The sequence below is a fragment of the Streptomyces sp. NPDC021356 genome (assembly GCF_040641015.1).
In the GTDB taxonomy this organism is placed as follows: Bacteria; Actinomycetota; Actinomycetes; order Streptomycetales; family Streptomycetaceae; genus Streptomyces.
Window position 1 is genome coordinate 34,658 of record NZ_JBFACU010000047.1, and the last position, 14,540, is coordinate 49,197.

The window sequence follows — 14,540 nt, forward strand, 5'->3', positions numbered from 1 at the left end:
TGTGAGGAATCTGGTGAGGGACGCGCGGCATCTGTCGCCGCCGGTGCAGGAAGCCTTGCGGTTGCGGGCGGTGGCCGCATCGGTGACAGGGCGGAACCGTGAGGATGTGGCGGCGGTCTGCGGGGTGTCGCTGAAGGGGGTCGAGAAGTGGTGGGCGAAGTGGCAGGCCGGCGGGCGGAAGATTCCTCCGGTGCGGTCTGGGTGTTTCGCGCGGCATGTCGGCGGCAGATCGCTCGCGATGATACACAAGGCCCTGCGGTCAACGGTCAACCGCCAACCTTGGCCACAACCGTATCGGCGAGGGTGATTACCTTGCTCCCGACGGGCAGGTCGCTGCCAAGCCCTACAAGCTCTCCTGCAGGCCCTGGGCCGCTCGTCGAGGGTGGCGGTGGTGAAGTGGGCGTGGCAGGGACGCGAGCGTCTGGGCATCCCGCGGGTCGGTCACGGAGGTCGCCGATCACGTCGAACGGTTCGCGGGCGTCTACCGGCACGCCCTGGACGAGCCGGCGGACCGTGGCGTCTACGACGCGCTGGTCCGTCACTTCACCAGCTACGCGCTCGACTACCTGGCCCGGGCCTCCCACGCCAACGTCCCCAGCGCCGACCGCCAGGTGATGGCCCAGTTCCTCGCCCACGGCTTCGCCGGGGCGATCAGGGCATGGGTCGGTGATCCGGCCACCACCAAGGACGACCTGATTGCCGCCGTCGTGGCGTGCGCTCCAGCCTGGTGGGCGGGCGCGGACCTCATCACACGGCCGACCGGCCGGGAGGCTGCGGGCGAGTAAGGCCGCCCCGCCCGCCCCGAAGGCTCACGCGCTCGGGGCCGCGCTCGCTGCGGTGCCGCGGCGGTGCCTCAGTGACCAGATGGACGAGGTGTTCCGCGAGCATGTGCCCGGCTGGCGACCAGCGGATCGACGCCCTCCTGCTCGCACAAGCTCAGATACTCCGCCAGCCCCGCCCGTACAGGGTTCGCGGCACACGCCCGAGGTCCTCCCACGCCTGTAACCAAGTCGCTGCATGCTCATGCCCTGCCAGTACCGGCCACCTTGCCATGAGTACCGATGTGCTGCTCAAGCTGTTCCCCAGGTCCGCGGATGAAGCCGGGCTACATGATCACCAGGCAGATTCCACACCGCCGGAGCTGGGCCACCCGCGAGGAACTGCGGATCGCGATCGTGTCCTGGATCGAGCGGACCTATCACCGGCGCCGCCGACACGGGCTTGCCCTACGGAACGTTCCAGGCCGCAATGAAGGGCTGCCCGTCCTCGGGGGCCAGAAAGCCGAGGGTGCCCGGATGCGGGCCGTCCGCATGGCACGGCTCAGCGGGCTGCTGAACACGGCGACTTGCCAGCCTCGGTGCCATAGCCCGTTCCAGCCTGTGTCACCGCTGCCCGCCCCGCATGTCTCCGGCTACCGAATCACCGAACGAGATGGGCTCTCAGCCGCCACAGGGCCAACGCGGAGACGGCGAGGACCCCCGGTGAGAGGAAGGGCACCAAGGCCTCTCCGGAACACACCGGGGGTTCTCTTTCGCGGGCGGTTCGTGCCAGGCGAAGGTCAGCCCGGCCCGTCAAGTCAGCATGCGTGCCCGTTTCTTGCCGGCCCGGTGGATGCCCAGACCGGTGAAGCCGACCCAGACGAGAGTGATCAGACCGACGAGGGCATCCGCACCCCACCCGTTGACGGCGTAGAAGTGGGTGGCGTCCATGCCGAAGTAGAGCGACGGGATGGCCAGCAGGTTGATGACTCCGACGACGATGGAACCGCGCAGGGTCCACCGTGGCACCACCGGCGACGCGGCTGCCGTGAACCGCTGCGCGGCACGGGCGAACCCGAGGAAGAACATCGCGATCCACAGGTGTGCGATCGGACCATGAGCCAGTGCCATGGCGGCCGCCAGAGGGCCGTCCGTGGTCGGGTCCATCCCCCGATCCGGGAAGGCCAAGGGAGTACCGGCCTCCAGCGAGGTGGCTAAGAGGATCACCGCGGCGTAGATGAGCAGCGACACGATGGTGAGCTGACCGACGATGGCGCGCCGGCCCGTGTCGTCCCTGGGAAGCAGACGCGCCAGAGCGACCCCGAACGCCGTCAGCACAGCCATGATCACCAGCGTCAGCAGGCTACGCGTCAGGACGTTCCACTCCGGAGGTGGTCCCGAGTAGACGAAGTACAAGGCCACCATCGGCACCGAGAGGGCACCCACTGCCATCCCCGCCCGGCCGGCGAAGGTGGTGGTGGACAGGTCCGATGCGTCGGCTGCGTGAGGAGACGAGGCAGACAGGTTCTGCGTAGGCGATGGCGTGGTCACAGTGACTCCCGGGTGACGTCGTCGGTACGGAGGTATCCGGTCTGGAGGCGGTGCGATGAACCGGTGCGTAGCCACTGGTCGCGGACGTGGTCCACGGACAGCAGTGCAGCGTTGATGAGAAGGGCGCTGCCGGGCGTCCACAGCCACCACGGACCGTCGAGGTCAGTGCGGAAGATGCCCATCAGCAACCAAACGATGATCTGGACGGCGGTCGCGAAGGCGGCCACCGTGGTGACGGCGAAGCGGATCCGGGTCGTGGAGCGCTGATCGGTCGGGTCGAGCCCGAGCAGCGTCATCAGGTGTCGGCGAGGACGTGTGGTGTTCATGTCCTCAACCATGTCGGCCGGCCGATGTGCCGGACGTCTGCCGATCGGACCGATCCCGTCCACGAACGGCCGACAGTTTCTACGACTTTCGTTGACTGCGTCGTCCAGGCCGCCGGTCTAGGGTGGTTCGGTGATGTCTCCTCCCCTCGCCGTCGTCGGCGGTCGCAACGACGAGATACCGGTGCGTCGAGGGCCGTGGATCGAGCGCGGCCGGTCGGCGTTGCTTGTTCTCTCCTCGTTCGCCGGTGGACTCGCCATGCTGTTCCTGGTTCTCGAGCAACGCCCGGGAGGCGGGTGGCGCGTCCTCGACATCTCCGTGGGCGCCGTCGCGAGTCCCGTCCTGCTGGTCCGTTACCGTGCTCCGGTCGTGGTCGGCCTGGTGCTGGCGGTCGCTGGGGCGTTCTGCGCCACCGCCGGCGTGGCCAACTACGTGGCCCTGTTCGCCGTGGCACGCAGCCGGGGCATCGAGCAGGCGTTCTTGGTGGCGTTGGCCGATATCGCCGGCGCCCTGGTCTTCTGGCTGCTGTATCCGGCCAACTCCGCGCTGAGCCTCACCGTGGTGGTCAACACCGCGATCGCACTCGCCGTCGTGGCCTGGGGCGCACTGCAGCAGAAGCAGCAGGACCTGGTCGCGGTCTACCGGGACAGAGCGGCCCGTATCGAGCGCGAGCGGGAGCAGCGTGCGGAACAGATCCAGATGGCCGAGCGCGCCAGAATCGCCCGGGACATGCACGACTCGGTCGCGCACTACATCTCGCTGATCGCGCTGTATGCCGGCGGGCTCGCGGTCGCCGGGGACAACGCCAAGAATGTCGGCACGACAGCCGCGACGATTCGCACGACCGCGATCAGTGCGCTCGACGAGTTGCGCACGGTGATCGGGATGCTCCGCGACGGCACCGTCGTGACACCGCAAACTGCCGAGCACGAGCGCACCGTTGCGGGACTGATCGACGAAGCCAGACAAGCCGGTCAGTTGATCGTCGCGCACCTTGATCTGCCCGACAACAGCGGCAGCACCGGCAGCACAGCCGCGCTGCGGGAACTTCCGAGCGCCGAGCTCGTGTACCGCGTCGTGCAAGAGGGGCTGACCAACGCGCGCAAGCACGCCCCCGGCGCACTGGTGACGGTGAATGTCCGCCGCGAGGGCAGCGATGCCCTCGTCACGATCACCAACCCGATCGAAGAAACCGAGTCAGCGTTGCCCGGAACCGGCGCCGGCCTGAGCGGTCTCGTCGAACGGATCGCCGCCGTGGGAGGCGTAGTCGAACACGAGGTCGTCGACCGCGGTGAGAACACCCACGAGTTCCGACTGACTGCGCGAGTGCCCCTGCGATGACCAGCTCTCCACGTTCCAGCAGCGCACCCGGCGCACCCACGTCGGTGCTCATCGTCGACGACGACGCGATGGTCCGCGCCGGGCTGTCGATGGTCCTGTCGGTGGACCCCACCATCACGATCGTCGCTGAGGCATCCGGCGGAGCCGAGGCCGTCGTCGCGGCCACGCGGCACGGTCCCGATGTCGTGCTGATGGACCTGCAGATGCCGGAGATGAACGGCGTCGAGGCCACCCGCCGTGTCCGAGCGGCGGTGCCGTCGGTCGCGGTGCTGATGCTGACCACCTTCCACCTGGACACACACGTCCTCGACGCGTTGCAGGCCGGCGCGAGCGGATATCTGCTCAAGGATGTCGCGCCACAAGAGCTCTGCCACGCGATTCACCTTGCCGCATCAGGCGAATCCGCGTTCTCGGCAACGATCACTCGCCAACTCGTGGCACGCCACACTCGCACAGCCGAGGACTCCACCAGCGCCAAAGCTCGGCAGGCACTGGAGGCGCTCACCGATCGGGAGCGCGCCGTCGCCGAGGCTGTCGCTGAAGGCGCTTCCAACGCGACCATCGCGAAGGCACTCTTCATGAGCGAAGGCACAGTCAAGACGCACATCTCCCGCGCACTCACCAAGACCGGCTTGGACAACCGCGTCCAGCTGGCACTCATGGTCTTCCGAGCGCAGCAGAACTCCTGAGTGAACGTCAAGTCCGATCTGGTTGCGTAATTCTTCGGCCCGGGCCGTGGTTTTGTCGTGCTGTTCCTGGAGGTCTGTGAGGAGCTCTCTGATGTTCACGCGGCCAGCTTGAGGGTGTCGCGCCAGGTGGAGCGGGTGTGGTGAGGCGGCGGGCCATGTGGGCGATGGAAGCCCAGTAGACGCGCGAGGCGGAGGTGTCGGGGCGGTGGTCGTACTCGCGGGCCAGGCGGCGGTGCAGCATCAACGTGCCGTTGACCTGCTCCTCGATCCGCCTCTTCGGTTGCGGGACCAAGCCTTTGCCTGGTCTGCGGGGTTGCGGCGGACGACCTCGACCTCGATGTCCAGCAGGGCGCCGTGGCGGAGAACCTCGTCCTTGAAGCCCTGGTCCACCAGGGCCTTCTCCAGACGCATCCCGCACCGCTCGGCCGCCTGATCGAGCAAGGCAGTGCCGACTGCGTTGTCATGGGCGGAGGCGGCCGGCACCACGACACCGGTGATCAGCCACAGAACATCAACGGCCAGTCCCCGCTCGCGCCCCGACACCTTCTTGTTGGCGTCCAGTCCCGTCGTGGTCTTCGGGACACCCGCGGCCGCGCGGACGGACCGGGTATCGATGATCAGCAGGGACGGGGCCTCTAATCGCCGGGCTCTCTCCCGTACCTGGCAGCGCAGGACTTCGGAGATCCGCTGGTCGAGCCCGTCCTGGCGCCACAGGCCGAAGTAGTGGAACACCGCCGACCAGGAGGGCAGATCATGCGGGAAGTAGCGCCCTTGGCAGCCCGTCCGGTTCTGGTAGAAGATCGCGTTCACGATCTCCCCGCAGATCGCAGGACCCGGGATCTTCGGTCGCTGACCGCGCCACCCTCTCCCGCTTCCAGGCCGTGACCATCGGCTCGATTGACGCCCACTGCTCGTCCGATAAGCCGCTGGGATAGGGCTCTCGCTCCATGCCCACATCTCAGCATGCCCATGCCCATGGCCAGCAGATGACCTGCGTGACGATCAGTACCTCGATCGAGCGATCACGAACCAGGGAAGATCGGACCTAACGTCCACTCATGACCACGCGCGCCGATACGACGGCAAGACCGTCGTCGTCACCGGCGCCAGCGGACTGATCGGCGGCGCCATCGCCCGCCGCGTCAGCGCCGAGGGTGTCAACGTCGTCGTAACGGCACGGCGCCGCGACCGCCTCGACGCGCTCGTCGACGAGCTCGGACTGGAGCGCGCCCTCGCCGTGACGGCCGACGTCACCCGCCGCGAGGGCCTCGACGCCCTGCTGCGGGCGGCCGCCGACCGCTTCGGCGGCATCGACGTCCTCGTCTCGAACGCCGGCAACGCCTTCCCCCGCGCCTTCGAGGAGCTCACGAGCGACGACTGGCGCCACTTCATGGCCACCACCGTGGACAGTGCTTTCCTCGGTGCCCAGGCCGCCCCGCCCCGCCTCAAGCGCAGCCGCGGCAGCATCGTGAACATCGCCGCACTGTGGGAGCCGAAGTGGTACATGCCCACCACGTTCGGATGATTCAGGCACGCCGCGATCTGGGCTTCTCTGCGGCAACGTGCGGTGTGCGTCCTCTCCGCCGCGCGCAGCAGCTTGACGGCCACCGGGCGGTCCAGCAGCTGATCGGCGGCACGCCACTCCTCGCCCATCGCGCTACGGCCCAGCAGTTCCTCAAGCTCGTAGCGGTCCGTCAGCAGCACGCGGACACCCACCCCGCATCCCCCCGACACCCCACACTCGGCCAGCCCGAAAACGCCCGGTGATCACTGATTTGGACTGTATTCGGCTCAGCGTACCGGGGCCCGCCGGATGACGGACCACGGTCCCGGCCAGGCCCGCGGCGGGCAGGCAGACGCCGGCGAAAAGGCATCTGCCTGCCCCCGTGGCGCAGGAGCCCGCACCGGAGGGCGGCAGGCACCTGCGGGAGGAGGGCCCCACGCTTACAGCGCACCGAGGGGCCCGGGTGTCACACAACCAGCCGGTCACCCGCGAGCACCGGGCGCGCGACGTCACCCCGGCACAGCGACGCACCATCCGACCGGGACCGGCCATGGCAGCACGCGCCACTACAGCAGCAGGAGACCGAGCACAAGCTTGGCGATCTTGTAACAATGGGCCGCCACCTGTGACACGCAGGACCTGGGACGCGCTGAACACAGTGACCCCGGTCGGGGTCACGCCGCCTGCTCTCCGGGGGGAGGTACGCGGGTGGCATCAAGACAGGGGGCGGGCCCGCCCCCTGTTCATCTCGCAGCGTTTCGAGCGGAGTTCACGCCGATGATCAGCGTCATAGTCGCCGCGTACGACCTTCACGGACAACTGGGGGTCTGCCTGAATTCGATACTGAACCAATCCTTCCGGGACGTGGAGGTTGTCGCGGTCCTGGACCAGTCTGCTGAATGTCCTGCGGGCTTGGTGGATGGCTATGCTCGGCGCGATGGGCGGGTCTCGGTCGTGCGGTTGACGGGCGTCGCCGGCATCGGCCGAATACGCAACGCGGGGGCGGAGCGCGCCGCCGGTGACTACCTGCTGTTCCTGGACAGCGATCACATCGTCGGGGGTGAAACGCTTCAGGCGATGGCCGATCGGCTGCAAGCGACAGGCGAGCCGGATGTTCTTCTCTTCGGGCACACTCGCCTCCATCGTGGCCGCTCATGGCCCGGTGCCGCCGCCGATCTGCTCGCCCGGCAAGGACGTGAGCGTTTCGCCCCGCTCGATCAGCCCGAGTTGTTCGGTGCTCCCGCCTACTCCTGGGACCGTTTGGTCCGCCGCGACTTGTGGATCCGGCAGGAACTCGCGTTCCCTGACGGTCTCCACGAGGAGGTCACAGTCGTCCACCGCGCCATGCTCGCCGCTGACCGGGTTGCCGTCCTGAAATGGAACTGCGTCCAGATCCGCCGTCGGCACACTCAACATCCCGCAGGCTCACCGGACGGCACCCACTTCGACGTCTTCGGCCGGTACGAAGAGAGCTTCGACTTGCTCGAGGAGCGCGAGGCCCTGGACGTTGTAGCTCCCTTTCTCTTCACTCGTATGATCCGTCACTACCTTTTCCTCCTCAATCTGGAGGGATGTCTCTCCCGCTCCGAGCGCCCTCAGTTCTTCCAACGCGCCAGCGAGCACTACCGGCGGTTCCTTCCCGATGGCTACGAGCACCCCGAAGGTCGGGAGGGTGTCAAGTTCCAACTCGTGGCGAGCGGGAGATACGGTGCGCTGGAGGCCGCCAGTCTCCCTCAGCGCGCGCGGGGTTTCGTCTCCCGGGGCGCCGCCGTCCGCGGACGGTAGCCCCAGGCTGGGCGACTTCGACCGTTACTGCCGCCGACAGAGCGGCATTGATGGCTGCCATCGACGCCGGGGGCGAGGCGTACACGGCCCTGCTGGAGGGGCGCCCGCATCCCTGGCCCAGGTCCCGCTGCCCGGAGTGCGAAGCCACCTGGTACGCCAGTGACACCCCGATGGGGACCCGTAAGCGGTCGGACAGCCGCTACTGCTCGCCACGGTGCCGTACCCGCGCCTGGCGCCGGCGGCAGCGTTCGCGTTCAGCAGGCGTCACCGGGTGACGCCTGCACGTGACGCTATCCACCCTCCCTCACCTACCAGCGCATGCCGAGGGTGTCCCATCGCGCGCCTGTTCCTAGGTGAGTTTGTCGGCCCGACGGCGGGTGTTGTCGACGACGGCACCCCCGCTTGATCTCGGTCCCCTCCGGCAGCACCTCCACCGCCTGGCGCGGTACCCGCAGGTGTTCCTCCCGATCGCTGTACTGCCGCGCGGCCGCGAGGTTCACAGCCCGGGCTGCCTCCCGCCGTCCCACCGGCCGCACCGCCTCGGCCCGGCGGCGGGGGCAGGCTCCAGCCCCAGCGACTCCAAGAGGTACTGCTGGGCGGGCATCAGCCGCTCCTACTCCCAACGCTCCCCGCCGCCCACGCCCCGCGATCCTCCCCCTGCGCGATCACTCGCCGCCACGGCTCCCGCCATCGGTTCGCTGCCCGGTACCTGTTCGATGGTGGTGTCGCTCATCCGGCGTCTCCTTGATCAATGGATCCGCCGATCATTGAACACTCCCGTTCAGGGGTTTGAAGTCGGGGTAGTAGGCTGCGGCGGCGGTTGCGGTGTCGATGTTGCGTGGGAAGAGCGCGGCTTCGTAGGCGCGGATGGCTGCGTCGATGTCCTTGGGCTGTTCGGCGATGGCGTTGCCGAGCTGGCCTGCGTCGAAGAGCGCCCAGTTCGCTCCTTCGCCGTCCGGCGGTGCCAGGTGGGCGGCGTCTCCGATGAGTGTGACTCCAGGCACATGTTCCCAGCGGTGCCCGATCGGTAGCCCGTACAAGGGACGGAAAATCGGTGGGATGTCGCTGTCCGCGACCAGGGCGGCGAGCTCCGGCGCCCACCCCTTGAACATCGCCGCGACGGTGCGGGCGGCCGCAGGGCCGTCTTTGAAGTCGATGCCGTCGAACCAGTCGAGCGGCTGGTCGAACATGGCGTAGGAGTGCAGGGTGTCCGCGCGCTCGCGTTGCACGCCAAGACCGATGCGGGTGGTTTCGTCGTAGGCGGTCATCGACCCGCCGCCGACCAGCGCCAGGGTGGCAGGGTGCCGGGTGTCGCTCTCATACAGGTACGTCTCGACCATCGAGCGTCCGGCATAGGTGGGCGTGGCATCGGAGAGCAGCGGTCGGACCTTCGACCAGGCACCGTCGGCACCGACGAGGATGTCGGTGACAATTGTGGATCCGTTGGCGAAGGTCACTTCGTGACGGCCGTCAGCGAGGGTCCGAACGCTGCGAGTCCTGTGGCCCCAGACGACCCTGGCGGCAGACAGGGATTCCAGCAGCAACTGTCGCAGCTCGCCACGCTGCACCTCGGGGCGGCCTCCGGCGGGGTCATCGGGCTGGTCCGCCAGGACGGTGCCGTCAGGTGCCACGTCGCGGGACGCCTGGCGGCCTTCGAGGACGAGGGATCGGAAGCCGTCCATCAGGCCGGCGGCACGGACACCGTGCTGTCCGTTGTAGTCGTGGATGTCGAGCATGCCGCCTTGGCCCCGGGCGTGAGCGGACGCCTCCGCTTCGTACACCGTGGACGGGATTCCATGAACCGCCAGGGTTCGTGCCAGTGTCAGTCCCGCAAGACCGGCACCGATGATCGTGATCTGAGTCATACAGGCGTTCCTTGCTGCTGGTGGGATCAACCGGCGCGCCTGCCCGCGAGGGTCCCGGCCGCCGCGCAGAGTGGGCAGAGCCGGGTCAGGGTGAGCGGGGTGGCTCGATCCGGGAGGCGAGCTGTTCCAGGAATTCGTGGAGCCGCGCCTGTCCTGCGGCGTCCAACGGCGCGAGGATCGACTCCTCGACACGGTCCATGGCTTCTTCGAAACCCTGGATCAGTTCGGAGCCCGCTGGGGTGACATGCACTCGGCGGCTGCGCGTGTCATTCTCCTGCGTCTGCCGTTCCACGAGTCCGCGCCGTTCGAGTCCGGCCAGGAGCCGGGAGACGCTCGGCGCACTGGTGCGCATGGCCCGCGCGACGTCACGCTGAATGGCGTTCGGGTTCTTCGACAGGTACGCCAGCACGGCGCTCTGCTCGTGCGTGAGGCCGCGTTCCCGTATCCAGTCTTCAGCGATGCGTCGCTGCCCCCACACAATCCACCGCATCAGCTCCAACGTGCTCTCCCGCTGCACACCATTCATAGTTAACAAGCTAACCGTTGCATAGTTAATAATCAAGTCCCCCTGGGCTTGCGGTTCCTTTCGAGCGAAGGGGGGCAAGCAGTGGCACCGGCACCTCAACCTCACGGTCCCGGTGGCCAAGATGCTCGACTGGTACATCCGCCTCTTCCCCCCGCCAACGCGTACTCCAGCATCGGGGGCATCCAGCGCGAGGCACACGAGAGGTGGGGCATGGCCAAGACGGACGCTCTGAGCGCGCTCCGCTCCGCGTTCTCGCTCGACGGTGAGCTGACCGAGCAGCAGCGCGAGACGTACTTCGCCCTGCTGAAGCCGCACGAGGACACCGACTGACCCGCCCCCGCCATGCAGCACCGGAGCTTGGGGCACTGGCTCCGGCCCCTGCGACGTGACTGTGACCAGACCGGCGCCTGGGCCGGGCGTCCCGGTTACCGGGGCGTACCCGACGGGCGCGCCCACCGCTACCTCCCTGGAGGCACCCGTCGTGATCGCTACCGTCATCGCCATCGCCGGAACGCTCGCCGGTGCGCTGCTGTCCGGCAGGCAGGCCCGCACCGCGTTACGCGACTCCGCGGCCGGCGCCCGCCGCCGGGACGCGGTGGACGCCGTAGTCGCCCTGGTGGCCGCCGTCGCCGCGAGATGCGTCCTTGTGATCGCCATCGACCCCGTGGTCTCGAGGCGCGCCCTGGCCGAAGCACTCGGCGCGAGAGTCACGCTGGACCCGACAGCGACCGGGTCTCGCGGTCCTGGCCCCCGCCCTCCGCCCCGCCGCAGATGCCGCCGCCCGCGCCTGCTACGCCCTGCGCGACGCCGACAGCGCCGACACTCTGACCACGGCGAGGGAGGCCTCCCTCGCCGCCGACGAGCATCTGATCGCCCAAGCCGGGCGCCTGCTCGGCCTCTGACCCGCCGCGCCGCGACGGAGGGGCGGCCCCGGCCACCAGATGGTGACCCGGGCCGCCCCTTCGGCATACCCGTCCCGCCCAAACCAGCCCAGGGCAGGGCGTATTGACATATCTCCTGACGTTCTGTCAGGGTACGTGCCGTTCTCGCCGGATTGGCAGGGTCCGGCGCACGAGAGGGGAAGTCGTTCCATGCTGGAGTCGCCGCGCAGCAGGGCCGAGGCCGCCAGGCACCGCCGGGATGCGGCCGGGGAAGTGGACGCACTGCTCGGCGGGCACGGCGCCCTGACCGGCGCGCCGTGGTATCCGGCACGGGCCGGTGACCGCCTGGTGGTCACCTACGAGGCCACCGACCGCGGCCCCCGGTGGACGGAGACGTACGAGGTCGAGGACGGCGCCGGCGGCCGGGCGCTGCGCCTGGTCGGCCATACCTCCCCGGACGATGCGCTGGCCGGATGGTTCGCCGGCCCGCCCGCCCTGTATGCCGGCGACCCGTTCGCCACCCCCTGGGTGGAGGCCGGCCCCGACCGCCTCGCCGTCCTGCGCGGCGGCCGGATCGTCCACCGGGGCCGCCACGCCCTGACCCGCCCGGACACCGCCGGGCCGCGCATGACCATGACGGCGGGAGCGGACGGCACCATGGGCCTGGCCGTGGTCCAGGAACGCCGCTGCACACCAGCGGAAGCCGAGGGCCTGCTTGCCAAGGTCGTCAGCCGGGCGCAGGAGTACGTCCGGGACCACCCGCGCCCCTAGGCACCCAGCACGGAAGAGGGGCGGCCCCGGCCACCAGGTGGTGACCGCGGGCCGCCCCTTCGGGGTACCGGCCATGGCCCCGGTCACCTGCGTTACGTTTCCCGTACGTTGCGTGTCTGCCGAATCGCCCAGCGCAGTCGGCGCGGTCCGGCGGCAGACGTGACAGGAGACCCGGCCATGGACGTTCCGCCTACCCTCACCGCTGCCGGTGAGCAGTACATCGCCAACCTGCGTGCCGCGCTCCAGTGCGCGCTGCCGCTGCTCGGCTTCTACGCCGGACGGGAGGCCAAGAGGGTCGACTGCCACCAGGTGGTGACCGACCCTCTGTCTGCTGTGCCTTGGTCGGGTCGGCTCACCTTCAACGGCACCGTCATGGAGAGCGGCACCAGCTCCTGCCGTCTGGGGCCGGGCCCGACGGTGATCGAGAACAAGTCAGTCACCGGTAACGGGCATGTCAGGCCAGAGGCGCCCAGTCGGTCAGGGGCCTGTCCGTATCGGGCGGGTGTCGCATCCAGGCGGTCCGGAAGACGGCGTGCCCGATCGGCAAGTGGAACCCAAGTCCCCCACACGGGCGCGTACTTCTGCAGCTCGCTACTGACTGTATTGGATCTAGTGCTCTATGTGATGACCTCTTCAGGGCCCAAAGCGACGCCAACACCGCATCCCTGGAGGATCCGTGGCACGCTTCCGCACCCGTCTGGCCCTGCTGGGCTCCGCCGCAGCTCTCGCCGCCTGCGCTCTTGTCCCCACGCAGTTCGCCGGGAGCCAACCTGCTGCCGCGGCCGAGGAACATCAGTGGGTCGCACTGGGTGACTCCTACACCGCCGGGGTGATCCGGGCGGCGGGCAACACCTTCGAAGTCCCGCGCGACGGCTGCGAGCGCACCGACCGTTCCTACCCCCAAGTCATCGACCGGGACCTCGGTGGTTTCTTCGAGCTGACCAACGTCAGCTGCGGTGCCGCCACCATCGAGAACGTCACCGACACACCGCAGCACCCGATCGGCCGCCACCTGCCGCCCCTCTCCGAGGACCCGGACTACCCCTTCCCTGCCGTGCCCCCCCCAATCCGAGGCAGTGGGCCCCGGCACCGACGTCATCACCGTCGGCGTGGGCGGAAACACCCTCGGCTTCGCCGACCTCCTCATGAAATGCCCCCAGCTGGGCGGCGAAAGCGACGGCAAGGGAACCCCCTGCAAGGACGCCCTGGGCGCCGGCATCCCGGCCCGGCTGAAGAAGGTACGCCAGGAATACGACTGGATGCTCACCGTGCTCCACGAGCGCGCCCCGCACGCCAAGATCCTGGCCGTCGGCTACCCCACGGTCATCCCCACGGACACCTCCCAGTGCAACTTCGGCGACCTGACACAGTTCGGCACGATCACCCAGGGCGACCTGGACTGGCTGCGCCATGACGTCCTGGAATCCCTCAACAAGGCCATCGACAACTCGACCGGCACTCAGGAAGCCGCCAGCTACGTCGACCTCTATACCTCTTCCCGCAACCACAGCGTCTGCGACGACTCCAAGTGGGTCGAAGGCTTCGTCACCCTCCCCGACCAGCTGTCCTTCGTTCACCCCAACGCCCTCGGCCACCGCAACGCCGCCGACCACGTCGAAGAAGCGATGCTGAACGCCATTGACGTGAGCTGACCTCGCCCGGCACCTCGCCGACGACCCGCAGTGAACCGGCCTCTGGCACCAGCCGGAGGCCGGTCCCGTGCGGCCGAGCACGTCCATCCGGTCAAGGGCGGGGTGACCGGCCTCCCCCTTTTCGTGTGCGGTGGGGGTCTACAGCAGGTCCACGGGCGGCACGCGCCGGGCGGAGGTCATCCACCCGGCGCGTGCGTTCAGCGCGGCTTCCATCTCGGGGCCGGTGGGGTGGCGCAGGTGGGGGAACCAGACCACCGTCACCTGCGCGCGCTGCCGTGCGAGGTCCCACCACAGGGCCGGGGGCTCGGCCAGCTCCATGACGACGTGGACGGCGCCGTCGCCGCCGGGCTTGTTGAGCGCCAGGACCACGGCGCCGGCCTGGTCCTGCCAGAAGTGCCACGGCCCCCCGTCCGCAGGAGTCTGCCCGGTGAGCGGGGCCAGGGAGGCGTACTGCGGGAAGGCGTCGATCTCGGCCTGCCCGGCGCCGCCGTAGGGGGAGAGGGCGACCTCCGCCATCAAGGCGCCGGCGACCGGGAACGCGGTCGGCTGAGCGATCAACTGCGGTACCCTCACCATACGTTGCGTGTCTGCCGGATCACCCAGCGCAATTGCACGGTCCGGCAGCGGACGGACAGGAGACCCGATCATGGACGTTCCACCCGCCCCCACCGCTGCCGGTGAGCAGCACATCGCACACCTGCGCGCCGCCCTCCAGCGCGTGCTGCCCCTGCTCAGCTTCTACGCCGGCCGGGAAGCCGCCGGCTCCCACCCCGAACAGACCGCCCTGCTGCTCCGCGCCGCCGATGACGTGGCGACCGTCCTGGCGCGCACCGCCCTCATGACCGGCCGGGGACACGAGAGAGAGGGTCGGTCACCACCAGGTGGTGTGCGTC

General features: G+C 69.0%; 14 protein-coding genes and 2 pseudogenes. 10 read left to right on the top strand and 6 right to left on the bottom strand.

The genetic code is table 11. The annotated features are described in order from the left end of the window. Nucleotides 1-106 precede the first annotated feature (106 nt). The 3 genes and pseudogenes from AB0G56_RS37625 to AB0G56_RS37635 all read left to right on the top strand — a co-directional run bounded on the left by AB0G56_RS37625 (nucleotide 107) and on the right by AB0G56_RS37635 (nucleotide 785). On the top strand, nucleotides 107-307 hold the full coding sequence (locus AB0G56_RS37625) for a hypothetical protein (protein WP_360979354.1): 201 nt from the start codon (nucleotides 107-109) through the stop codon (nucleotides 305-307). Further along, nucleotides 291-439: pseudogene (locus AB0G56_RS37630) on the top strand (Ku protein); the annotation flags it as partial. The gene AB0G56_RS37625 and the pseudogene AB0G56_RS37630, both read left to right, overlap by 17 nt. A gap of 175 nt (nucleotides 440-614) precedes the next feature. After that, nucleotides 615-785 (top strand): hypothetical protein, encoded by a 171-nt coding sequence (locus AB0G56_RS37635; RefSeq protein WP_360979312.1) that lies wholly within the window; start codon nucleotides 615-617, stop codon nucleotides 783-785. Between the two features lie 786 nt (nucleotides 786-1,571). Here the strand turns inward: AB0G56_RS37635 and AB0G56_RS37640 are convergent. Together AB0G56_RS37640 and AB0G56_RS37645 are read right to left on the bottom strand one after the other, a co-directional pair. Next, a complete protein-coding gene (locus AB0G56_RS37640) occupies nucleotides 1,572-2,102 on the bottom strand; it encodes a hypothetical protein (protein ID WP_360979315.1) in 531 nt (176 codons plus the stop codon). Nucleotides 2,103-2,305: 203 nt separating this feature from the next. After that, on the bottom strand, nucleotides 2,306-2,635 hold the full coding sequence (locus AB0G56_RS37645; protein ID WP_360979318.1) for a hypothetical protein: 330 nt from the start codon (nucleotides 2,633-2,635) through the stop codon (nucleotides 2,306-2,308). Nucleotides 2,636-2,768: 133 nt separating this feature from the next. Between AB0G56_RS37645 and AB0G56_RS37650 the strand changes: the two genes are divergently transcribed. Further along, nucleotides 2,769-3,974, top strand: coding sequence for a histidine kinase (locus tag AB0G56_RS37650; RefSeq protein WP_360979321.1), 1,206 nt, complete (start codon nucleotides 2,769-2,771; stop codon nucleotides 3,972-3,974). Further along, complete coding sequence (locus tag AB0G56_RS37655) at nucleotides 3,971-4,663, top strand: response regulator transcription factor (RefSeq protein ID WP_360979325.1); 693 nt, start codon at nucleotides 3,971-3,973, stop codon at nucleotides 4,661-4,663. Before AB0G56_RS37650 ends, AB0G56_RS37655 begins: the two co-directional genes overlap by 4 nt. A gap of 95 nt (nucleotides 4,664-4,758) precedes the next feature. Here AB0G56_RS37655 and AB0G56_RS37660 read toward each other — a convergent pair. After that, nucleotides 4,759-5,612 (bottom strand): annotated as a pseudogene (locus tag AB0G56_RS37660) (IS5 family transposase). 72 nt (nucleotides 5,613-5,684) lie between these two features. On the opposite strand from AB0G56_RS37660, the gene AB0G56_RS37665 reads away from it, so the two are divergent. Continuing rightward, nucleotides 5,685-6,188, top strand: a complete 504-nt coding sequence (locus tag AB0G56_RS37665) for an SDR family NAD(P)-dependent oxidoreductase (RefSeq protein WP_360979358.1) — start codon at nucleotides 5,685-5,687, stop codon at nucleotides 6,186-6,188. Nucleotides 6,189-6,944: 756 nt separating this feature from the next. Then, on the top strand, nucleotides 6,945-7,952 hold the full coding sequence (locus AB0G56_RS37670) for a glycosyltransferase family 2 protein (RefSeq protein ID WP_360979328.1): 1,008 nt from the start codon (nucleotides 6,945-6,947) through the stop codon (nucleotides 7,950-7,952). A 764-nt stretch (nucleotides 7,953-8,716) separates the two neighbouring features. Here the strand turns inward: AB0G56_RS37670 and AB0G56_RS37675 are convergent. Both AB0G56_RS37675 and AB0G56_RS37680 read right to left on the bottom strand, forming a co-directional pair. Next, entirely contained in the window at nucleotides 8,717-9,817 is a 1,101-nt protein-coding gene (locus AB0G56_RS37675; protein ID WP_360979331.1) for an NAD(P)/FAD-dependent oxidoreductase, read from the bottom strand. An 85-nt stretch (nucleotides 9,818-9,902) separates the two neighbouring features. After that, entirely contained in the window at nucleotides 9,903-10,343 is a 441-nt protein-coding gene (locus AB0G56_RS37680) for a MarR family transcriptional regulator (protein ID WP_360979334.1), read from the bottom strand. A 1,091-nt stretch (nucleotides 10,344-11,434) separates the two neighbouring features. Between AB0G56_RS37680 and AB0G56_RS37685 the strand changes: the two genes are divergently transcribed. After that, nucleotides 11,435-11,995 (top strand): hypothetical protein, encoded by a 561-nt coding sequence (locus AB0G56_RS37685; RefSeq protein WP_360979337.1) that lies wholly within the window; start codon nucleotides 11,435-11,437, stop codon nucleotides 11,993-11,995. Nucleotides 11,996-13,071: 1,076 nt separating this feature from the next. Beyond that, nucleotides 13,072-13,647 (top strand): SGNH/GDSL hydrolase family protein, encoded by a 576-nt coding sequence (locus tag AB0G56_RS37690; protein WP_360979340.1) that lies wholly within the window; start codon nucleotides 13,072-13,074, stop codon nucleotides 13,645-13,647. 138 nt (nucleotides 13,648-13,785) lie between these two features. Here the strand turns inward: AB0G56_RS37690 and AB0G56_RS37695 are convergent, their stop codons facing one another. Then, nucleotides 13,786-14,223 (bottom strand): hypothetical protein, encoded by a 438-nt coding sequence (locus AB0G56_RS37695; protein WP_360979343.1) that lies wholly within the window; start codon nucleotides 14,221-14,223, stop codon nucleotides 13,786-13,788. Between the two features lie 70 nt (nucleotides 14,224-14,293). Between AB0G56_RS37695 and AB0G56_RS37700 the strand changes: the two genes are divergently transcribed. Beyond that, on the top strand, nucleotides 14,294-14,540 hold a 247-nt coding region (locus AB0G56_RS37700; protein ID WP_360979346.1), incomplete at its 3' end, for a hypothetical protein.

Coding starts and splice junctions, on each gene's coding strand:
- AB0G56_RS37635 (WP_360979312.1), top strand. CDS start 615: ATGGCCCAGTTCCTCGCCCACGGCTTCGCCGGGGCGATCAGGGCATGG.
- AB0G56_RS37640 (WP_360979315.1), bottom strand. CDS start 2,102: ATGGCTGTGCTGACGGCGTTCGGGGTCGCTCTGGCGCGTCTGCTTCCC.
- AB0G56_RS37645 (WP_360979318.1), bottom strand. CDS start 2,635: ATGAACACCACACGTCCTCGCCGACACCTGATGACGCTGCTCGGGCTC.
- AB0G56_RS37650 (WP_360979321.1), top strand. CDS start 2,769: ATGTCTCCTCCCCTCGCCGTCGTCGGCGGTCGCAACGACGAGATACCG.
- AB0G56_RS37655 (WP_360979325.1), top strand. CDS start 3,971: ATGACCAGCTCTCCACGTTCCAGCAGCGCACCCGGCGCACCCACGTCG.
- AB0G56_RS37670 (WP_360979328.1), top strand. CDS start 6,945: ATGATCAGCGTCATAGTCGCCGCGTACGACCTTCACGGACAACTGGGG.
- AB0G56_RS37675 (WP_360979331.1), bottom strand. CDS start 9,817: ATGACTCAGATCACGATCATCGGTGCCGGTCTTGCGGGACTGACACTG.
- AB0G56_RS37680 (WP_360979334.1), bottom strand. CDS start 10,343: ATGAATGGTGTGCAGCGGGAGAGCACGTTGGAGCTGATGCGGTGGATT.
- AB0G56_RS37685 (WP_360979337.1), top strand. CDS start 11,435: ATGCTGGAGTCGCCGCGCAGCAGGGCCGAGGCCGCCAGGCACCGCCGG.
- AB0G56_RS37695 (WP_360979343.1), bottom strand. CDS start 14,223: ATGGTGAGGGTACCGCAGTTGATCGCTCAGCCGACCGCGTTCCCGGTC.